Raw genomic sequence first — 18570 nt, 5'->3', positions numbered from 1 at the left:
CCAGATGGCAGCGTGCGGAATTCAGGGCCGCGATTGAGAAAGCTTCTCGATCTTTTGCTGCATCGCTGAGAGTTGCGATTTGAGTTCGCTTAGTTCGTCGCGGCCCTCCGCCGCGTCGCCCTGCGTTGGGGCCTGCTGCGCCTCCTCGGTCGATTTACTGTCGCCGCGCTGTCCGCTCGCCGCCGAGCCGAACGATGCCCACATCGACATCGCCTGCTCGAACATCGCCATGTTCTGCCGTGCCTGCTGTTGATAGAACTCGAACGCGGCGGCGGGGTTAGAAAATGCCGAGGCGAACTGCTCGCGGAAACGGACTTGCTCTTTCGCCAGATGCTCAAGGCTGAACTGCAGGTAGCTCGGCACCATCCGCGCGATGCTGTCATCGTAAAAACGGATGAGCTGACGCAGGAACGGAATCGGCAATAGCGCCTGTCCGCCTTCGCGGCTTTCCTGCTCGACAATGATCTGTGTGAGCACTGCGTGCGTAAGGTCGTCGCCGTTCTTGGCATCGTAAACAACGAAGTCACGATCTCCACGCACCATCTTGGCGAGATCTTCGAGCGTGACGTATGTACTCGTCTCGGTATTATAGAGACGCCTGTTCGCGTACTTCTTGATGACGACGGCTTCGCGTTTGGGAGCCTGGGCTTGAGGTTCTGGGTTGCTCAGCATCGCGTTAGCGTTCTCTATCTGGTAGGTTTGGGCGCCTGTTGCTGCACTGCGGCAGCGTACCACACCGAAGGGGTCGCCCGCCAGCCGTTTCTGTCACTCTTTTGGGCAGGGCGGAAACACTACGATTGGGCAGTCTAGCCAAGAGGTCGCAATTGCTGAAAATATCTGCGCACTGCAAAGTGTCTCCGCCTTTTGCTGATGCCCAGAACGGTCCGGCGTCGCGCGAGACATTCGATAAATTGTAAAGATGCCCAGGGAGGGGCCGCCTATGAGCGAAGATTCGTCGACAATTGTGATTGCAAGCGCAGCTCGAACGCCTGTCGGCTCGTTTAACGGCGCGCTGGCGTCCTTGCCGGCCTCTAAACTTGGCGAAATTGCAATCAAGGCCGCCCTTAAGCGCGCCAATGTTCAGCCTGGAGACGTTTCGGAGGTCATCCTTGGTCAGGTTCTGACGGCGGCGCAGGGCCAGGGGCCGGCACGTCAGGCATCCGTCGGTGCTGGGGTCCCGGTCGATTCTCCCGCCTGGAGCGTCAATCAGATTTGCGGTTCGGGTCTCAGAGCCGTCGCACTCGGCATGCAGCAGATCAAGACCGGAGACGCGAAGATTGTCGTTGCCGGTGGCCAGGAGAGCATGAGCCAGTCGAACCACGCGGCGCACATGCGCGACGGCACGAAGATGGGCGACTTGAAGCTTGTCGACACCATGGTCAAGGACGGCCTCTGGGACGCCTTCAACAATTACCACATGGGCACGACGGCCGAGAACGTTGCACGCCAGTGGCAGATCACGCGCGACGAGCAGGACAAGTTCGCTGTCGCTTCCCAGAACAAGGCTGAAGCCGCACGCAAGGCCGGCAAGTTCAAGGACGAGATCACGCCGGTCACGATCAAGACCAAGAAGGGCGAGACCGTCGTCGATCAGGACGAATACATCAAGGAAGGCGTAACGCTCGAAAGCGTCTCCAAACTCCGCCCGGCGTTCGATCCGAAGGAAGGCACGGTCACCGCTGCCAACGCGTCGGGCATTAACGACGGTGCTGCGGTCGTCGTGCTGATGACTGCGGAGGAAGCCAAGAAACGCGGTATCAAACCGCTCGCGCGCATCGTGTCGTGGGCGACCACCGGCGTCGATCCCTCCATCATGGGAACCGGCCCGATCTCGGCATCGAAGAAAGCGCTCGAAAAGGCCGGCTGGACGATCAATGATCTCGATCTCATCGAAGCCAACGAAGCTTTCGCGGCACAAGCTCTTGCCGTCAACAAGGGTCTCGGCTGGGATACCGACAAGGTCAACGTGAACGGTGGCGCGATCGCCATCGGACATCCGATCGGCGCCTCAGGCGCTCGCATTCTCAATACGCTTCTTTTCGAAATGCAGCGCCGTGACGCGAAGAAGGGCCTTGCCACCCTTTGCATCGGCGGCGGCATGGGTGTCGCCATGTGCGTCGCGCGCGACTAATACTCTCGTCATTTGCAGCCGGATCAATCCGATCCGGCTGCGCCATCTCGTCCACGCATTCCGAGACTAAAATCCAGGGAGAAAAAGTTATGGCACGGGTCGCCCTCGTAACCGGAGGCACGCGCGGCATTGGGCACGCGATTTCAATTGCCTTGAAAAATAGCGGCTATCGGGTCGCGGCAAGCTACGCAGGAAACGATGCGGCCGCCCAGGCCTTCTCGAGCGAAACCGGTATTCCAGTCTACAAGTTCGACGTCGGCAACTATGAGGCGACGGAAAAAGCCGTCCAGCAGATCGTCAAGGATCTCGGGCCGATCGACGTGCTCGTCAATAACGCCGGCATCACGCGCGATACCATGTTCCACAAGATGACGAAGCAGCAGTGGGACGAAGTGATCGGCACGAACCTCAACGGTCTCTTCAACGTGACGCGCCAGGTTTGGGAAAGCATGCGGTCGCGCAAGTTCGGCCGCGTCATCAACATTTCGTCCATCAACGGCCAGAAGGGCCAGATGGGCCAGGTGAACTATTCCGCCTCGAAGGCGGGCGACATCGGTTTCACGAAGGCGCTGGCTCAGGAAGGCGCCCGCGCGGGCATCACCGTCAACGCCATCTGCCCGGGCTATATCGCAACCGAAATGGTGATGGCGGTTCCGAAGGATGTGCTGGAAAAGAACATTATCCCGCAAATTCCGGTTGGTCGTCTCGGCGAACCCAATGAAATTGCGCGCTGCGTCGTGTTTCTTGCGTCCGACGATGCAGGCTTCATCACCGGCTCGACGCTGACGGCCAACGGTGGCCAGTACTTCGCATAGTGGGCCGCGATTTTCGGATCAAATCGAAATGGCCGCCCCTTTCGGGGCGGCCGTTTTTATTTCTACAGGCAGGCTGCCGGAAATCGAGCAGAGCACCTTTCAACCGCGGAACCGCGATCTCACGATACGCGGAAATTCTTCTTCGCTCTGGTTCTGGGGGTACGGGCTCATCCCCTTCTGCTCGGCTTCCCGCTGTTCCACGATATGCTGGCGGCCTTCTTCAAGGCTCCACCATTGTTCGCCCGCATGCGGTGTAGAGGAAAGAGGTTTGGACGCCGGTGCGGCAGGAGCAGCAGTCGCGCGACCGCCATACGGCAATGCGCGCGACGGTGCCGGTGGCTGCGGTGCCGAGAACCATGCCTCGACGAGATCGAGTTCATCGGCCGAAAGACTCAAGCCCTGGCTCCGGCAACGTGCCACGACGAAATTGCGGAACCGGCTCGCGAAGAGCGTCGCACTCGTTCCCTGCTCAAACCAGGGATCGCTTTCACTGACGACGTCGTAGATGAAACGAAGGTCGTCGCGCTTGATGTCGAGACCAAACTCGCGAGCGCGCTGCGTAATGTTCACGAGTGTCTGAGCACCCTGAAGGCCGTTTGCGGTGATTTCTTGCGCCATGACGTCGAACAACACGCGATATTCGGCAGGGGCCAGCGCCGGGGCCTGGCAGGCCTCGTGGATACGCGCAATTGACTGCTGGATTTGCGTCGCCTGTTCGCCGCTTCGCGGCGCCCCGGCCATCGGAGGTGGCGGCGTTTGCGACATCGGCGGTCGCTGAGCTTCGCGGGCGTGATCGGGTTGATAACCTGACGGCTGTCCAGGCGGCGGCATTGACGGCCGCTGTTGGGCCAAGGGCTGGCGCGGCATCTGCGGCGTAGCCGCGGAAATCTCAGAACCGCGGGCCGATGGCAACGGAGGTGCGGGCGGCACAGGCCCGGAGCTTGCCGGCGGAGCGTAACGCTGCTGCGGGGCAGACTGGAAGGCGCTCTGCATTGCCGGCTGAAGCGGCGCTGCTTGTTGCGAAGGCTTCTGCATGTTCGACATTGAAGGCCGCACAACCGCCTTCGCCTCCGCTGCGGAAATCTCGGCCGAAAGTTCGCGGCTCCGAGGCTCGGCAGTCGGCGGAGCAAGTTGCGGGGCAATCAAACCGGCAGCCGAGATGTGCCGGTTCGCATCGAAGACGGTGTAGGGGGGCGTATCGCTGAGATGAATGTCGTCAGGCAAATCGGCGAGCAATAGATCGCGGAACGAACCGTATCCGCCCCAGTTCGTCCCGACAGTCTTGTCGCGTCCGACGACACGGACCGCACGATCGGCGAGGGTCTCAAGCGGCACGGCCTGCGGTGCGCTGCGAACGAAATCGACGACTTCCGAAAGGATCGACTTACGCGCGGCTTCGACATCGATCACCGGCACCGCAGCCGTAATCTCGCGGGGACTCTCGGCACCCAGCACGCGGCTGCTGGTCAAGAGTGCCAGCAAGTCCGTTTCTTTGATCTCGCCGTCGCTGATGGCGGTGTACGGCAACGCCGTGTGATCGTTGGCGTAAACGACGGTGCGGCGTGCGTGCGCCCGAAGCCGGTGCAGCACAGGCGTGAAGTCGGCATCGCCCGACAAAATGATGAATTCGTCGAAGAACGTCGGATGATTGAGGATGTCGCTGACATCCATGACGATGCGAATGTCTGCCGAATTCTTCAGTTGCTGGGTCAGTGGCGGGCAGTCGATGACCTCGAATCCCGCGCGTTGGAAATGATGCCGGATGAAAGGAAACGAGCACATGTCCGTCGAGTTGTCGTGTGCGTTCCGGCGGGGCTGAGAGTTTCCATAGCAGCGGCTCATGACGATGCGCCGTTCGGTCGGCACACCCAAGGAGGTCTTGGATGTGATAAGCTCTCCCGACGCGATGCCCTGCAGCCAGACGCTGCTGTCTTTCGCGAAGCGCTTCGCAGCTTCTTCGTTTTTGCGCTTCAGAGAAAGATAGACGTTGTCGTAATCGACAAACACCGTTGTTAGGACGGGTCCTGAGGACTCGCGTTTCATGGACTACAACCCCCGTGTGAATCGGAACGTGATTCGTAGTCCACTGTTGACGAGTCTTTCGCCGCCAGCAAGAAGGCCCGGCTAACCCGCTAACTAAAGAGACAATTAAGCCGTGGATGGAAGGCGGATACGCCACGTGCGTCGTCATCGACTCTGGGGATGACATGTGGATGGTCATCGAAAGGCTTTGATCTGTTGCAGCTTCGCCGCTCAATCGAGCGGCGAGAAATCCGGCGCAGCCATCCTGAAGCCTGCAAAATCGAACCCCGGCGCGACGGTGCAACCGACCAGTGTCCAGGCGCCGAGACTCCGAGCTCGCTGCCAGTGATCTTTGGGAACCACAGCCTGCGGACGTTCGCCGGCGGCAAGATCAGGGCCGAGCCGAACGGCCGTGATCGGCCCTCCGATAGGCGAAATTTCAAGCATCAATGGCGCGCCAGCGTAGTAATGCCAGCCCTCGGCAGCATCGACGGCGTGCCAGTGCGACTGTTCTCCAACCTTGAGCAGGAAATATATTGCCGTCGAGGCTGCGCGGCCGCTGGTTTGGGTATCGTCGCGAAAAGTTTCGCGAAAGTGGCCGCCTTCGGGGTGCGGAGACAGTTCCAAAAGTTCGATGACATCGTCAGCTGAAAGATCGCGCTTCACCCGGACCTCTTGTTTTGGACGTCACGCTTTATTCTTCAGCTGCCTTAGACGTGCGAAGACCTCCCAATCCGGTGCACCGCCGAGGCCGAGCCGTGCGCGAATCATGCGCGAGTCGGGTCGGAGGAACGGGTTCGTTGCCTTCTCCAGATCGAGCGTTGTCGGGACCGTCGGTTCTCCGGCAGCGCGGAGCGCCTGGACCTCTGCAACGCGCGCCTTGAGCGCATCGTTCTCAGGCTCGACATTCATCGCAAAACGCGCATTTCCGAGCGTGTACTCGTGGCCGCAATAGATGCGCGTGTCGCCGGGAAGCGCGGCGATTTTGGAGATGGATGTCCACATCATCCGCGGATCGCCCTCGAAGATACGGCCGCATCCGAGCGAAAACAGCGTGTCGCCCGTAAAGACCAAGCCGTCCTCCGGCATATAGTACGTGACGTGACCGAGCGTGTGTCCTGGTGTCTCAAGGGCGCGAATGGGATGGCCGGCAAATTCGAGGCGCGTCGCCTCCGTGACCCCGCGCGTCAACCCGGGGATACGGTCCGCCTCGGCTTCCGGCCCCGTGACGCTTGAGCCATAATGACCTTTGAGTTCCGCGATACCGGCCGTGTGATCGGTATGATGATGCGTAATGAACAAGTGGTTGAGACGCCAGTTACGCGCGTCGAGCGCCGCTCTGATGGTCGCGGCGTGCGGCGCGTCGATCGCTGCAGTCTCACTTGAAGCGGGATCGTGCAGGAGGACGGAATAGTTGTCGGCGAGACAAGGTAAAAGAACGATTTCAAAGGCTCCCATATTGAGAGTCTGGTAGGGCTCAACGCCGGTGTCAAACAAAACGAGACAACGCAGGGGTTCTCCCAAAGTAGGCCTTCTGAAGCTGGCGGGGCTGGACCGTTTGGTCCCGCGGCGGCAGAATTGGGATAAGCCCGGCCGTTAGACTCATGCCGATGGATGCTAAAAACCTTAGAGATTTCTACCGCACGCCGCTTGGCAGGCTCGCACGCCGCCAGTTGTCGCTCGCAATCCGGCAACGCTGGAAGAACCTTGACGGTCTGACCGTTGCGGGATCAGGCTTCGCGTCGCCCTTTCTCGGGCCCTTTCGGGCCGAAGTGGCGCGTCTCGCCTGCCTGATGCCGGAACGCCAGGGTGCGCTCGTCTGGCCGCATTCGGGCCGATGTCATTCCGTGCTCGTGGGCGAGACGCAGTGGCCGCTGCCGGACAATTCGATCGATCGTCTGCTTGCGATCCATTGCCTCGAGCAAGCCGAGCGCGTTGGACCGCTGCTGCGTGAGATGTGGCGGGTCCTGAAACCCAACGGCCGCATACTGATTATCGTCCCCAATCGCCGCGGGCTGTGGTCCCGCATCGACACGACACCATTCGGATATGGCCTCCCGTTCAGTCGCGGTCAGCTCGAAACGCAACTGAATGATGCGCTGTTCGCCCCGGACGATTGGGGCGAAGCGCTCTACTTTCCGCCGCTCAACAATCGTCTGCTGCTGCGCATGGCGCCGACGCTCGAACGGTTCGGCTCAAGCATGTCGATCGGTGTCGCCGGCGTCATTCTTGTCGAAGCGCATAAGGAAGTCATGGCGCCGGTCACCGGCAGCGTGAAAGCTGTTCCCGCGCAGCCCGTGTTAAAGCCCGTCAATACAACGAGGCCGGCCGGCGTACGTCGCCACTAGGACTTCGACCGCTTCGAATTGTGCAGGAGAAACACGGCTTTCTCACCGAACAGGTTCTGCATCGAGAGCGACCATTTGATCGGCAGCCGTCGCTCGTAATCGTTAAACGCGACGGCACGCTCGACGGTAGCATCGACTCGCTCGCAGAGGTCGGCGAAATCGCGGATCGTACAGAGGTGAGCATTCGGCGTCAGATACCAGAGGTCCGGCAGATTGTCGGTCACCGGCATGCGCCCGCCCATCAGGAGGCTCGCGCGCACGCGCCAGTGGCCGAAATTCGGAAACGAGACGATAGCGCGCCGGCCGATGCGCAAAAGATTTTCAAGAACGATCTTCGGTTGCCGGGTCGCCTGGATCGTCAGTGAAAGAATGACGTAGTCGAACGCCTGATCTGGATAGTCGTCGAGGTCCCGGTCCGCATCGCCCTGGATGACCGAAAGCCCCCTGGCAACGCACGCGTTGACTTTATCGCGTTGCAACTCGACGCCGCGTCCGTCGACGCCGCGACGCTCCGAGAGGAGTTGAAGCAGATCGCCGTCCCCGCATCCGACATCGAGCACGCGGGCGCCGGGCTCGACCATTTCGGCGATCAGAATGTGATCGACCCGCGGAGCTTTTTCGTTGGCGATCTGCCTCGATCGAACCGGAGCATTCATGCCTGCACCTCCGGTCACGAGCCGAGGCCGCGCTTCAGCGCTGCCGCGTTGAGAAAGCCCCGCACCGTTGCGTGGAACGTCGGCTCGTCGAGCAGGAATGCGTCGTGGCCTTTGTCACTCTCAATTTCGACGAACGAGACGTCGGCGGCAACCGCGTTCAGGGCCCGCACGATCCGGCGGCTTTCGCGCGTCGGATAAAGCCAGTCCGACGTGAACGACACGACGCAGAAGCGCGTCTGCGTCCCGCGAAATGCGTCGGCAAGGACGCTGCCGCGGCCCTCGCGCATATCGAAGTAATCCATGGCGCGCGTAATGTAGAGATAGCTGTTGGCATCGAAGCGGTCGACGAACGTCGAGCCCTGATGGCGCAAATAGCTCTCGACCTGAAAATCGGCGCTGAATGAAAAGGTGACGGCTGACCGGTCCTGCAGGCTGCGCCCGAATTTCTGGTGTAAGGCCTCTTCCGACAGGTACGTGATATGCGCGGCCATGCGCGCGACGGCAAGGCCGTTCCGCGGCACTTTCCCGGTCGCGTAGTAATCGCCGCCGGCCCAGTCGGGATCGGCCATGACGGCTTGCCGCCCGACTTCATGAAATGCGATGTTCTGCGAGGAGTGCCAGGCTGTCGTCGCGATCGGCACCGCGGCGAAAACACGATCCTTGAACCGCGACGCCCATTCGAGCACCTGCATGCCGCCCATCGATCCGCCGATGACGGCAAAGAGCTGGTCGATGCCGAGATAGTCGATCAGGCGCGCCTGAGCTTCGACGATGTCGCCGATGGTGATGACCGGAAAACCGAGGCCGTAAGGCGCGCTCGTCTTCGGGTTGATCGAGGCCGGCCCAGTCGATCCCATGCAGCCGCCGAGCACGTTCGAGCAGATGACGTAGAACCGCTCCGTGTCGATCGGCTTGCCCGGCCCGACCATAATGTCCCACCATCCCGGCTTGCCGGTAATCGGGTGCCGGGTTGCGACGTATTGATCTGCAGTCAGCGCATGGCAGATCAGGATGGCGTTGGACTTCGCCGCATTAAGGGTCCCGTAAGTCTCGTAGGCGACCGAAAACGGCGCGAGATCCTGCTGGCAGGCGAGATGCAGCGGCGCACCCACGTCGAAATGCACGACTGGGCTCGACGGTGCGTCAATCTCCGACTGTCGCCGTGCGACGGAGGCCATAATGTCAGACGGGGCGACGGTCATCGAGTCGGCCGGAATCCGGGGGTGAAGAGTTTGGCGGCTTGCTAGGCCTGCTGTCATTAAAGTCAACTTTAAACTTTGATTTCAACTGGTGAAGACCCTATCAATGCGCCCGCTGACGGCAAATCCTTACAATAGTTCGAGACGAATATGGTAACGACGGCGCCAATTGCACGCCCAGGCATTCTGAGCATTGAGGCCTATGTCCCCGGCGAGAGCAGGGCAGTGGGCGACATCAAGCCGGCGAAGCTGTCATCGAACGAAACGCCGCTAGGTCCGAGTCCGAACGCCATCGCCGCCTTCAAGGCCGCTGCGTCCGAGCTTGAACGATATCCGGATGGGCAGGCGTTGCTCTTGCGCAATGCTTTGGCGCGCCGCTATGGCCTCGATGCCGCACGAATCGTCTGTGGCTCGGGTTCCGATGAGCTTCTGGGTTTGCTTGCGCGTGGCTACCTCGGCCCAGGCGACGAAGCGATCTACACAGAGCATGGCTTCCTCGTTTATCGCATTGCTATCCTGACGAACGGCGCGACGCCGGTCGTGGCGCCGGAACGCGACCTGAAAACCGACGTCGATGCGATCCTTGAGCGCGTCACGCCGCGGACGCGGGTCGTATTCATCGCCAACCCGAACAACCCGACCGGCACTTACATCCCGATCGAGGAAGTCCGCCGCCTGCGAGCAGGCCTCCGCGACGACATTCTGCTCGTCCTCGACGCCGCCTATGCCGAATACGTCAGCCGCAATGATTATGAGGCGGGACTCGAACTCGTTGCGACGACGACGAACACCGTGATGACGCGGACGTTCTCGAAAATCCACGGCCTCGCGGCATTGCGCATCGGCTGGGCCTACTGCCCGGCGAACGTTGCCAACGTGCTCAATCGCATTCGCGGGCCGTTCAATTTGTCTGCGCCCGCCATCGCCAGCGGCGCAGCTGCGATCGATGATATCGAGCACATGGAACGCGCCAAGCGTCACAACGACGAGTGGCTGCCATGGGTCGTACGAGAGCTGACGAAACTCGGCCTCGATGTGACTCCGAGCGTCGCCAATTTCGTCCTCTTTCACTTCAAGGAGAACGGCGGCAAGAACGCGGCGGCGGCTGACGAGTACCTGAAGTCGCAAGGCGTCATCCTGCGGAAGGTCGGCGCTTACGGCTTCCCCAACGCGCTGCGCATGACAATCGGATCGGAAGATGACAACAGGCGCGCCATCGCGGCGCTGGCGCAATTTCTGAAGGGCGCGGCTTGATGGAAAATGCTGTGGGACGCGCTGGCGAACCGATATTCAAGCGCTTGGCGCTGATCGGCGTCGGGCTCATTGGCTCATCGATCAGTCACGCCGCGCGCCGTGCCGGATTGGTCGGAGACATCGTCGGCGCCTCCCCGACGCCCGGAACGCGCAAACGGGCCGAAGAGCTTGGCCTCGTTGCGAAGATGTACGCGGAGCCTGCCGATGCGGTGCGCGGTGCCGATCTCGTCATCCTGTGCTCGCCGGTCGGCACGTACGCCGATATCGCAAAGACCATCGGCCCACACCTGGAGAAGGGAGCAATTGTCTCGGACGTCGGTTCGGTTAAGAGCGCCGCCGTGCGCGATATCGCGCCTCATATGCCTCAAGGCGTGCACTTCATCGCAGGCCATCCGGTCGCCGGCACCGAGCAGTCGGGACCGGACGCAGGATTTGCCGAGCTCTTTGATGGACGCTGGTGCATTCTGACGCCGGGCGAGGATGTCGACAAATCGGCTCTCGCGAAGCTCCAGGAATTCTGGCAGCGGCTCGGCTCGGAGGTCGAGATCATGTCGCCGGAGCATCATGACATGGTGCTCGCGATCACGAGCCATGTGCCGCATCTTATCGCTTACAACATCGTCAACACGGCCGCACACCTCGAGCGCGTGACGGACAAGGAAGTCATTAAGTTTTCCGCCGGCGGGTTCCGCGATTTCACGCGTATCGCAGCATCCGACCCGGTGATGTGGAGGGATGTCTTTTTGAACAACAAGGAAGCGGTGCTTGAGATGCTCGGCCGCTTCTCGGAGGATTTGACCGCACTTCAGCGAGCCATCCGCTTCGGAGACGGCGCGACGCTGGAGAAGCTGTTCAGTGAGGCTCGTGCGATTCGGCGCGGCGTGATCCACGCCAACCAGGATACGCCGCAGCCGGATTTCGGCCGCCGCGCGACGAGCGACGCAAAAGCGCCGCAACGTTAGCGCTGGTGACCCTGACTTTACGCGGAGCGCGGTCCGGCCGTGAATTGTGCGGTGATGAGATCCTCTTCCACGGCCAGGGCTTCCTGCTCCGAAGCCGCGAGCAGATGAACATGCACTTCGTCGGCGCCGAGAGCCGAAGCATGCTGACGGATTTCCGCCAAGTTCAATGACGCGTTCTGATTGCGCAGGCGGCCGATGGCAAGCACGGCGCGGGTCGCTTTATTCGTGCGGCGAACGAGAATGTAGTTGGCGTCCTCGATCGCCGGGCAGTCGAAGAGACTATAAACGGTGTGTACGTAGCGCTTGCCCGACGCGCCCGTCCAAAAATGAAATCGCGGCGGATTTTCCGAAACTGTCGGTGCCGCGTCTTCGAACGGCGGGCTGGCTTCCTTGCTGGTGCGACGCGTACGGACGTCGGCAAGCCAGATGATCTCGGCACTCATAACGCACATCCCTGATCGGCGAACTTCGCCGTAGATTTCTTTGCGTTTGTCTTACCCCGCTGGGATGTGAGGAATCGTGAACTTTGGATCGAAAATTTGACCGGCTCGCCAAACCCGAGCGCACTTGGTCAATGAAGTGTTGAGAACCACGCGGATTACGCACACTCCGCCTGAGCATTGGCGGGAAACGGGCGCGCAAATATCAACATCTGCTAACGGTCGGGACATTTGCCGGTGCAGAATTGAGGCCGTCCTGCGGCGGCGGCCACGCTGGCCGATACGCGGCGTAGCAATCCATTAATGCATGGACTCAGCCGCAGCGCGAATACATGCAACTCGCGCATGTCCAGCAGCCTTCGACGCGCCGCAACGCCCGGTCTCCACATCGCGGGCAGATCCGCGCGCCGGAGATCGGCGCGGAATGGGGCAGGTCGTTATCGCGCGACGTCTCCGTGAGATGCGCCCCCGGGCCGTGCGCTGAGCCTCGGGCAAGTGCTACCGGGCGCCGATGAACATCATCATCGTCTGCGCGTTCCGGCTCGTCGCGGTTCAGGAAGCCGATCCGAAGCATGTGCTCCTCGATGACATCCCCGATGGCCGCGAGCAGGCTCGGAACGTAACGCCCACCCATCCAGCGGCCGCCCTCGGGATCGAAAACGGCTTTTAATTCTTCGGCAACGAATGCGACGTCGCCACCGCGGCGGAACACGGCGCTGATCATCCGTGTCAGAGCCACCGTCCACGCGTAGTGCTCGAGGTTCTTCGTGTTGATGAAAACTTCGAATGGGCGCCTGCGCCCATCGCGCACGATATCGTTGATCGTGACGTAAAGCGCATGCGCGCTTGCGGGCCATTTGATCTTGTACGTCACGCCTTCGAGTGCCGCGTCGCGCTCGAGCGGTTTCGTCATATAGACGATGCCCGGCGTCGCTGGGTCTTCAACCGGCATGTTGATGAGAGACGGTTTGTCGAGTGCAAGGGCTTCGCCCTTACCCACGTCCACCCTCTCTTCGCCGGTCGCGAGTGTTTCGCGCGACAGCACGGCGCCGGTGATGGCATTCGGGCGATACGTCGTGCAGCCCTTGAGGCCGGAATCGTAAGCTTCGAGATAGACGTCGCGAAAACTCTCGAAGCTGATGTCTTCCGGGCAATTGATCGTCTTCGAAATGGCGCTGTCGACATAAGGCTGCAGCGCCGCTTGCATCGCGACGTGCTCCGATGGCGCCAGAGTCTCCGCCGTTACGAAGGCTTCCGGAAGCGCCACGTCGTCTCCGAAGGCGTCGCGGAACGTGCGGTGCGCGAAGTCCTCGACCGTTTCCTCGTCTGCGGTCTTGCCGTCATTGAGAACGCGCCGCCGGAAAACGAAATCGAACACGGGTTCGACGCCGCTCGACACGTTGCCTGCGAGCAGCGAGATCGTCCCCGTCGGTGCAATCGACGTGAGGCAGCCATGGCGCAGTCCGTTCGCCGCAATCGCCTCGCGCACGTCCTTGTCGAGACGCCCGATGTTCGGGCGCGCGAGCAAAGCCTCTGCGTCATAAAGCGGGAATGGCCCCTTCTCGGCGGCAAGCGCAGCGCTCGCCCGATAAGCGGCATTCTGGATGATCGCCATCCAATGCGCCGCCTTTTCGCGCGCCGCCGCGCTGCCATAAGGCAGGCCAAGGAAAATCAGTGCATCCGCGAGCCCGGTCACGCCGAGGCCAATGCGTCGCTTCGCGCGCGCTTCCTGCGCCTGCTGCGGCAGCGGATAACGCGAAATGTCGATGACGTTATCGAGGAAGCGAACGGCCGTCGCAACGCGCGCTTCGAGTTTCGCGATGTCGATCTGCGCCGTCGCGGTAAACGGCTCTTCGACGAGACGCGCCAGATTGATCGAGCCGAGAAGACACGCGCCATAAGGGGGCAGCGGCTGTTCTCCGCACGGGTTCGTCGCCGAAATCGTCTCGCAATATTGAAGATTGTTGGCTGCGTTGACACGATCGATGAAGATTACGCCTGGCTCGGCATAATCGAACGTCGCGCGCATGATCTGGTCCCACAACGCCCGCGCGGGAATCGTCTTGTAGACCTTGCCGGCAAAGACGAGGTCCCACGATGCACCGCGTCGCACGGCATCCATGAAGGCGTCAGTGACGAGAACCGACAGATTGAAATTCCGGAGACGTTGGGAGTCTGCTTTCGCCGTGATGAACGCTTCGATGTCCGGATGATCGCATCGGAGCGTCGCCATCATCGCGCCGCGCCGTTGCCCGGCCGACATGATCGTACGGCACATGGCGTCCCAGACGTCCATGAAGCTGATAGGGCCCGAGGCATCGGCGCCGATGCTCTTGACGGGCGCGCCGCGCGGCCGGAGGGTCGAGAAATCGTGCCCGATGCCGCCGCCGGCCTGCATCGTCAATGCCGCTTCCTTGACGCTCTCGAAAATGCTCGAAAGATCGTCGGCGATTTCACCCAGCACGAAGCAATTGAAGAGGGTTACGTTGCGGTCGGTGCCTGCGCCGGCCAGAATTCGCCCGGCCGGCTGAAAGCCGAAATCGGCCATCGCCTCGTAAAATGTATTTGCCCATTTCTGCTGCTGGCGCTTCCCGCCCTTTTCGACGGTCGCTGCCGCCGAAGCCACGCGCCGGAAAGTATCTTCAAGCGTCTGGTCGGCAGCGACGCTCGGTGATCCGGCAAAGCGGTATTTACGCCGCCAGATAGCGTCGGAAATCGCGGGCAAACCTGAAAAAATCGCGCTCATTGGGAGGACAGAATATGGGGTCAGAAAAGTCCATTTTCAATTCATGTTCATGTTATGTTCTAAGGGCCATCGTGTCAATCGATTTCGTATCGCCCGCCGAATCTCTGTGAAGCGCTTCAACGTCTTTGAAACGGCCTCGAAGCAGGTTATCTGGCGATGAAGGGAGGACGGCCTCTCCATCAATGCATCAACGACCGGGACGACCCGGCCCTCAAAAGGAGGCCGGACATGGCCTGGGTTTTTCTCATTTCCGCGGGACTGCTCGAAACCGTCTGGGCGTTCTACATGAAGAAGTCGGACGGTTTCACCTTGCTTTGGCCGACGGTGATCACCGCTGTTGCGATGCTTGGCAGCGTCGTTCTGCTGTCGCTGTCGATGAAGACGCTGCCGCTTAGCAGCGCGTATGTCGTCTGGACGGGAATTGGCTCGGTCGGCGCATTTCTGCTCGGAGTCACGGTTCTCGGCGAAGAGGCGGCGCTGATGCGATTTTTCGCCGCCACGCTCATCGTTGGCGGGATCGCTTTGATGAAACTGTCGAGTTCCGACTGAGGCCGAAGTGGACGACGGAACGTCAAGCCGATGCGCGCGTAGCCTCGCGTGCCAGGGGCGGCGGTGACGGCGCCATCGCCGCTTCCTTGATGAGCTGCCGGCTCGCGTCTTCAATGGCTGTCTCGATGCGGGTACGGAATTCAGCACGTGGCAAACCCGGCGGCAGGGACGGCAGAAACTCGACGACGATCGTGCCGGGATAGCGCCACAGGCTTCGTCGCGGCCAGAACAGGCCCGAGTTCAGCGCCATCGGAACGGTGACGACGTTGAGAGCCTCGTAAAGCGCGATGTAACCCGGCTTGTAGTCTGGGGGCGAGCCCGGCACAGTGCGTGTCCCTTCAGGAAAAATCACGACCTCGCGACCGATGCTGATGCGCTGCTTGGCGTCGCGGATCAGCGCCTTCAGTGCCGCGGATGCTTTCTCCCGTTTGACGAGGATATGCTCGAACTTGACGCAAAACCAGCCGTAGAACGGGATCCACTTGAGCTCGTCCTTCAGCACGATTGCCGGGTCGCGGAAGAGCGAGATGAGCCCGAAGGTATCCCATGCTGATTGATGTTTGGCGATGACGAGGCAACCGCTTTTAGGAAGGTGCTGCCGACCGCGCACTTGGAGCTTCGTGCCGCAGATCAGGCGAAGCAGCCAGACGCAGGTTCGCCCGTGAAGTTCCAGTCCCTTCATTGCCCACCGTCGCGGTCCGACGAGCAGCCAGGAGCCGAGCACGAGGTAGAGGGTGGTCACGACGTAGAAGACGGCGAAATAGATAAGCGAGCGCACGATGACGAGGGGGCCGGGCCCCGGCTTCGAGGTGTCAGCCATCGGCACGCTTCGATCCTGCCGTAGCGATGAAGCGGTCATCGCGCCAAGTCAGGACGCGTTGCGCCGCGAGCCGTGCAACAGCCGGCAAATACTTCAAATATTCGGAGACGAGAACGCGCGTCGTCGTCGTGTGCAACCACCAGGCGGTCTCGGGAAAATGCCGCGGCGTAACGGGATAGGGAATGAGCGTAACGTTCGGCATGACGAGCGCAAGCTCGGCGAGGCTTCGCGGCATGTGATAGCGCGACGTCACGATAATCAGCTTGGTATAGTTGTTGTTTTTGGCCCACGTGCGCGTTTCGTCGGCATTGCCGACGGTGTCGAGCGCCTCGTAGCCGAGATCGACACAGCAGTTGAAAGTCTTTGCGTCGAGACCGAGAAGCCGTTGCATCTCTTCGCGCCTGACTTTCCGATTGACTCCTGAGATTAACAGCCGCTTGGCCCGGCCTTCATTCATCAGCTTGGCGCCCGCTTCGACTCTGAGGTCGCCGCCGGTCAGAACCACGATGCCGTCCGCCTTGTCCCAGCCGCCGACGTCGTCGCGTGTCACCGACACCGAGAAAAGCACGAATCCGAAGACGAGCGCCCCGATCCCGAGCGCCAGCAGCAGAACAAAGATTTTCAACAGTGCCTTCATTGCAGGTCGCGGTCGCGAATGATGCGAAAATTAAGTCGTCGACGGGCTCCCCGGACTCTCGCCGTTGGGTCGGTCGGGATGTCCCGGGCAAGTCGCATTCTCATTTCGCATTTCGCCGATCGTCGCAAGCCCCTTGGTCATGTGCCCGACAGATATCAGTGCTTGCCATTCAGGATACGGTGAACGCCGACCCGCGAGGTGCCCATGCAAAGTCCTGCAATGATGATGACCACAAGGCCGAGGATGAGGTAGCCGAGCGCGTCGAGCGCGCCGGTGCCGACAAGTCGCTGCATCTCTACGGCGCTGACGGCGCCGCCGCCGAGAAGTTCCGTTAATGCAGGCATACTCATGAAGACGACCATCGCGCACGTCGCGCCGACGATTCCCGCCTTTATCCCAAGGCGCAGGAAATGCTTTTCGAATTCTCGCGATATGAACTTGTCGGTGGCGCCGACGAAGTGCAGCACTTCGACGATCTCGCGGTTCGACGCCATGGCGCTGCGCGTCGCGGACACGATGATCGCAGTCGTTGCGGCGGCAACGAGCGCGAGGATGGCAAGACCGCCCAATGCCAGAGACCGGGTCACTGCGCGGATTTGCTGCTGCCAGCGGCGATGATCGTCGAGCGAGACGCCTTTGAAATCGCGGCCGAGAGCGCCGCCAATCTCGGCGAGATTCGGCGGTTGCGTCCGGTCGACCTCAACCGCGATGAGGCGCGGCACGGGTAGCGACTTGAGCGCATCTCCCGAGCCGAGCCAAGGTTGCAGGAGATCTGCGGATTCATTGAGATTCAAGGCCCGGACGTTTGCGATCCCGCGCTGCTTCCGCAGATAGCTCACGACGTCGGCGACGGCCTTGTCCGTATCGCCGCTCTCCTGCGGTGTTACCTGAACGGTCACCTCGCTCGATATGTCTTTAAGCCAAGCGTCCGACGATTCCTTGATCATCCAGACCGCGCCGGCCGTGAGACAGGCGAGAAAGCACATAATCGCGATGACGAGCGTCAAGGAGCGGCCGGTCACGGAGCCGGGCGGCACGACGGGCGCCGTGACCTTCATCTTGCGTCCGCGATCGCTGCTGCGTGTCGGAACGTAAAGGTCGCTTGTTGGCTCTCCCGCTGGCGCATGCGCGCCGGAAAGACCCTGGCGCGCATAGGCCGGTTCCGTCGGCACCATCGTCGTCGGCTCGTCGTAGGGATCGTAGCCCGGCATAGGAATCGCGGGCTCTGCGCGTCCGGGAAAGCGGCTAGATGATCCGGACATGGCCCCTGTGCACCTCGATGCGCGGCGCCTTGAACTGCCGCATGAGTTGATGATCGTGCGTCGCAATCACGACGGAGGTGCCGAGCCTGTTCAATTCCACGAACAGGCGAAGCAATCGCCGTGCCATCTGGGGGTCGACGTTACCGGTCGGCTCATCCGCCAGCAGCACTTCGGGCTTGCCGATGACCGCCCTGGCTATGGCTGCGCGCTGCTTTTCCCCACCCGATAGCACCGAAGGATTAGCATACATCCGGTCGCCGAGACCAACCCATTGCAAAAGGTCGGTGACGTCCTCCCGGTAATCGGAGGGTTTCTTGCCGATCACCTGCAGCGGCAACGCCACGTTTTCCCAGACGGTCAGGTGGTCGAGAAGCCGGAAGTCCTGAAAGACGATGCCGATGCGGCGGCGCATTTGAGAGCGTTTCTGCGGCTTTACAGCGGTGATGTCTTCATTGAACATGCGAATTTCGCCACGACTTGGGTGCAGCGACATGAACATCAGCCGGAGCAGCGAGGTCTTACCGGCTCCCGATTCCCCATGCAGGAAGTGGAACGAACCCGGGCGCAAATGAAATGTGACATCGGTCAATACATCCGGGCCGCTGTCGTATTTCAATCCGACGTTCGTCAAGCGAATCACGGGGTTTTAGCCTTGGCAGGAAGGATTGCGACACGTGTTTGAAGCTTAGGCGCGTATAGACACGTCAAAGCCGGATGGATCAATCGATT

At 61.1% G+C, this 18570-nt stretch carries 18 protein-coding genes; 6 read left to right on the top strand and 12 right to left on the bottom strand.

The window, feature by feature from the left end:
* Positions 1–21: 21 nt before the first annotated feature.
* A complete protein-coding gene (phaR, locus tag HYPDE_RS14300; protein ID WP_041320523.1) occupies positions 22–672 on the bottom strand; it encodes a polyhydroxyalkanoate synthesis repressor PhaR in 651 nt (216 codons plus the stop codon).
* Between the two features lie 268 nt (positions 673–940).
* Here phaR and HYPDE_RS14295 point away from each other — a divergent pair, with 268 nt between their 5' ends.
* Positions 941–2131: an acetyl-CoA C-acetyltransferase gene (locus tag HYPDE_RS14295; RefSeq protein WP_015599211.1), complete on the top strand. Its 1191-nt coding sequence runs from the start codon at positions 941–943 to the stop codon at positions 2129–2131.
* A gap of 89 nt (positions 2132–2220) precedes the next feature.
* Complete coding sequence (gene phbB, locus HYPDE_RS14290) at positions 2221–2946, top strand: acetoacetyl-CoA reductase (RefSeq protein ID WP_015599210.1); 726 nt, start codon at positions 2221–2223, stop codon at positions 2944–2946.
* A gap of 99 nt (positions 2947–3045) precedes the next feature.
* Here the strand turns inward: phbB and HYPDE_RS14285 are convergent, their stop codons facing one another.
* The 3 genes from HYPDE_RS14285 to gloB all read right to left on the bottom strand — a co-directional run bounded on the left by HYPDE_RS14285 (position 3046) and on the right by gloB (position 6426).
* Positions 3046–4989 (bottom strand): NYN domain-containing protein, encoded by a 1944-nt coding sequence (locus HYPDE_RS14285; RefSeq protein ID WP_015599209.1) that lies wholly within the window; start codon positions 4987–4989, stop codon positions 3046–3048.
* 210 nt (positions 4990–5199) lie between these two features.
* Positions 5200–5634, bottom strand: a complete 435-nt coding sequence (locus tag HYPDE_RS14280) for a cupin domain-containing protein (RefSeq protein ID WP_015599208.1) — start codon at positions 5632–5634, stop codon at positions 5200–5202.
* A gap of 21 nt (positions 5635–5655) precedes the next feature.
* The gene (gene gloB / locus HYPDE_RS14275; RefSeq protein ID WP_041320521.1) at positions 5656–6426 is read right to left on the bottom strand and encodes a hydroxyacylglutathione hydrolase; all 771 of its coding nucleotides are present in this window, start codon (positions 6424–6426) and stop codon (positions 5656–5658) included.
* 152 nt (positions 6427–6578) lie between these two features.
* Between gloB and HYPDE_RS14270 the strand changes: the two genes are divergently transcribed.
* A complete protein-coding gene (locus HYPDE_RS14270) occupies positions 6579–7316 on the top strand; it encodes a class I SAM-dependent methyltransferase (RefSeq protein WP_144061276.1) in 738 nt (245 codons plus the stop codon).
* On the opposite strand, the gene metW is transcribed toward HYPDE_RS14270, so the two are convergent.
* Both metW and metX read right to left on the bottom strand, forming a co-directional pair.
* Positions 7313–7972 (bottom strand): methionine biosynthesis protein MetW, encoded by a 660-nt coding sequence (gene metW / locus HYPDE_RS14265; RefSeq protein WP_041321358.1) that lies wholly within the window; start codon positions 7970–7972, stop codon positions 7313–7315. The genes HYPDE_RS14270 and metW overlap by 4 nt on opposite strands.
* 14 nt (positions 7973–7986) lie before the next feature.
* Positions 7987–9150 (bottom strand): homoserine O-acetyltransferase MetX, encoded by a 1164-nt coding sequence (gene metX / locus HYPDE_RS14260; protein ID WP_041320519.1) that lies wholly within the window; start codon positions 9148–9150, stop codon positions 7987–7989.
* Positions 9151–9321: 171 nt separating this feature from the next.
* On the opposite strand from metX, the gene hisC reads away from it, so the two are divergent.
* Positions 9322–10425: a histidinol-phosphate transaminase gene (gene hisC, locus HYPDE_RS14255; RefSeq protein WP_015599203.1), complete on the top strand. Its 1104-nt coding sequence runs from the start codon at positions 9322–9324 to the stop codon at positions 10423–10425.
* Entirely contained in the window at positions 10425–11387 is a 963-nt protein-coding gene (locus HYPDE_RS14250; protein ID WP_015599202.1) for a prephenate/arogenate dehydrogenase family protein, read from the top strand. The genes hisC and HYPDE_RS14250 overlap by 1 nt, the downstream gene beginning before the upstream one ends.
* Positions 11388–11404: 17 nt before the next feature.
* Here HYPDE_RS14250 and HYPDE_RS14245 read toward each other — a convergent pair whose 3' ends face one another.
* A complete protein-coding gene (locus tag HYPDE_RS14245; protein ID WP_015599201.1) occupies positions 11405–11830 on the bottom strand; it encodes a hypothetical protein in 426 nt (141 codons plus the stop codon).
* A 310-nt stretch (positions 11831–12140) separates the two neighbouring features.
* The gene (locus HYPDE_RS14240; RefSeq protein WP_041320517.1) at positions 12141–14573 is read right to left on the bottom strand and encodes an adenosylcobalamin-dependent ribonucleoside-diphosphate reductase; all 2433 of its coding nucleotides are present in this window, start codon (positions 14571–14573) and stop codon (positions 12141–12143) included.
* Positions 14574–14801: 228 nt separating this feature from the next.
* On the opposite strand from HYPDE_RS14240, the gene HYPDE_RS14235 reads away from it, so the two are divergent.
* Positions 14802–15122, top strand: coding sequence for a DMT family transporter (locus tag HYPDE_RS14235; protein ID WP_015599199.1), 321 nt, complete (start codon positions 14802–14804; stop codon positions 15120–15122).
* A gap of 22 nt (positions 15123–15144) precedes the next feature.
* On the opposite strand, the gene HYPDE_RS14230 is transcribed toward HYPDE_RS14235, so the two are convergent.
* The 4 genes from HYPDE_RS14230 to ftsE all read right to left on the bottom strand — a co-directional run bounded on the left by HYPDE_RS14230 (position 15145) and on the right by ftsE (position 18481).
* Positions 15145–15942 carry a lysophospholipid acyltransferase family protein gene (locus HYPDE_RS14230; protein WP_015599198.1) on the bottom strand — a complete coding sequence of 266 codons (798 nt, stop codon included), beginning with the start codon at positions 15940–15942 and terminating at the stop codon, positions 15145–15147.
* On the bottom strand, positions 15935–16567 hold the full coding sequence (locus HYPDE_RS14225; RefSeq protein ID WP_244437659.1) for a YdcF family protein: 633 nt from the start codon (positions 16565–16567) through the stop codon (positions 15935–15937). The genes HYPDE_RS14230 and HYPDE_RS14225 overlap by 8 nt, the downstream gene beginning before the upstream one ends.
* 167 nt (positions 16568–16734) lie before the next feature.
* Positions 16735–17841 (bottom strand): cell division protein FtsX, encoded by a 1107-nt coding sequence (locus tag HYPDE_RS14220; RefSeq protein ID WP_015599196.1) that lies wholly within the window; start codon positions 17839–17841, stop codon positions 16735–16737.
* Positions 17825–18481: a cell division ATP-binding protein FtsE gene (gene ftsE, locus HYPDE_RS14215; protein WP_015599195.1), complete on the bottom strand. Its 657-nt coding sequence runs from the start codon at positions 18479–18481 to the stop codon at positions 17825–17827. Before ftsE ends, HYPDE_RS14220 begins: the two co-directional genes overlap by 17 nt.
* Positions 18482–18570 lie beyond the last annotated feature (89 nt).

The sequence above is a fragment of the Hyphomicrobium denitrificans 1NES1 genome (assembly GCF_000230975.2).
Classification (GTDB): Bacteria; Pseudomonadota; Alphaproteobacteria; order Rhizobiales; family Hyphomicrobiaceae; genus Hyphomicrobium_B; species Hyphomicrobium_B denitrificans_A.
This window is presented reverse-complemented; position numbering and strand designations above follow the sequence as displayed.

What these genes read in the sequence shown, in the direction of transcription:
- hisC (WP_015599203.1), top strand. Translation starts at nt 9,322, where the DNA reads ATGGTAACGACGGCGCCAATTGCACGCCCAGGCATTCTGAGCATTGAG.
- HYPDE_RS14235 (WP_015599199.1), top strand. Translation starts at nt 14,802, where the DNA reads ATGGCCTGGGTTTTTCTCATTTCCGCGGGACTGCTCGAAACCGTCTGG.
- HYPDE_RS14240 (WP_041320517.1), bottom strand. Translation starts at nt 14,573, where the DNA reads ATGAGCGCGATTTTTTCAGGTTTGCCCGCGATTTCCGACGCTATCTGG.
- phaR (WP_041320523.1), bottom strand. Translation starts at nt 672, where the DNA reads ATGCTGAGCAACCCAGAACCTCAAGCCCAGGCTCCCAAACGCGAAGCC.
- HYPDE_RS14245 (WP_015599201.1), bottom strand. Translation starts at nt 11,830, where the DNA reads ATGAGTGCCGAGATCATCTGGCTTGCCGACGTCCGTACGCGTCGCACC.
- gloB (WP_041320521.1), bottom strand. Translation starts at nt 6,426, where the DNA reads ATGGGAGCCTTTGAAATCGTTCTTTTACCTTGTCTCGCCGACAACTAT.
- metX (WP_041320519.1), bottom strand. Translation starts at nt 9,150, where the DNA reads ATGGCCTCCGTCGCACGGCGACAGTCGGAGATTGACGCACCGTCGAGC.
- HYPDE_RS14285 (WP_015599209.1), bottom strand. Translation starts at nt 4,989, where the DNA reads ATGAAACGCGAGTCCTCAGGACCCGTCCTAACAACGGTGTTTGTCGAT.
- HYPDE_RS14220 (WP_015599196.1), bottom strand. Translation starts at nt 17,841, where the DNA reads ATGTCCGGATCATCTAGCCGCTTTCCCGGACGCGCAGAGCCCGCGATT.
- HYPDE_RS14230 (WP_015599198.1), bottom strand. Translation starts at nt 15,942, where the DNA reads ATGGCTGACACCTCGAAGCCGGGGCCCGGCCCCCTCGTCATCGTGCGC.
- metW (WP_041321358.1), bottom strand. Translation starts at nt 7,972, where the DNA reads ATGAATGCTCCGGTTCGATCGAGGCAGATCGCCAACGAAAAAGCTCCG.
- HYPDE_RS14250 (WP_015599202.1), top strand. Translation starts at nt 10,425, where the DNA reads ATGGAAAATGCTGTGGGACGCGCTGGCGAACCGATATTCAAGCGCTTG.
- phbB (WP_015599210.1), top strand. Translation starts at nt 2,221, where the DNA reads ATGGCACGGGTCGCCCTCGTAACCGGAGGCACGCGCGGCATTGGGCAC.
- HYPDE_RS14295 (WP_015599211.1), top strand. Translation starts at nt 941, where the DNA reads ATGAGCGAAGATTCGTCGACAATTGTGATTGCAAGCGCAGCTCGAACG.
- HYPDE_RS14270 (WP_144061276.1), top strand. Translation starts at nt 6,579, where the DNA reads ATGGATGCTAAAAACCTTAGAGATTTCTACCGCACGCCGCTTGGCAGG.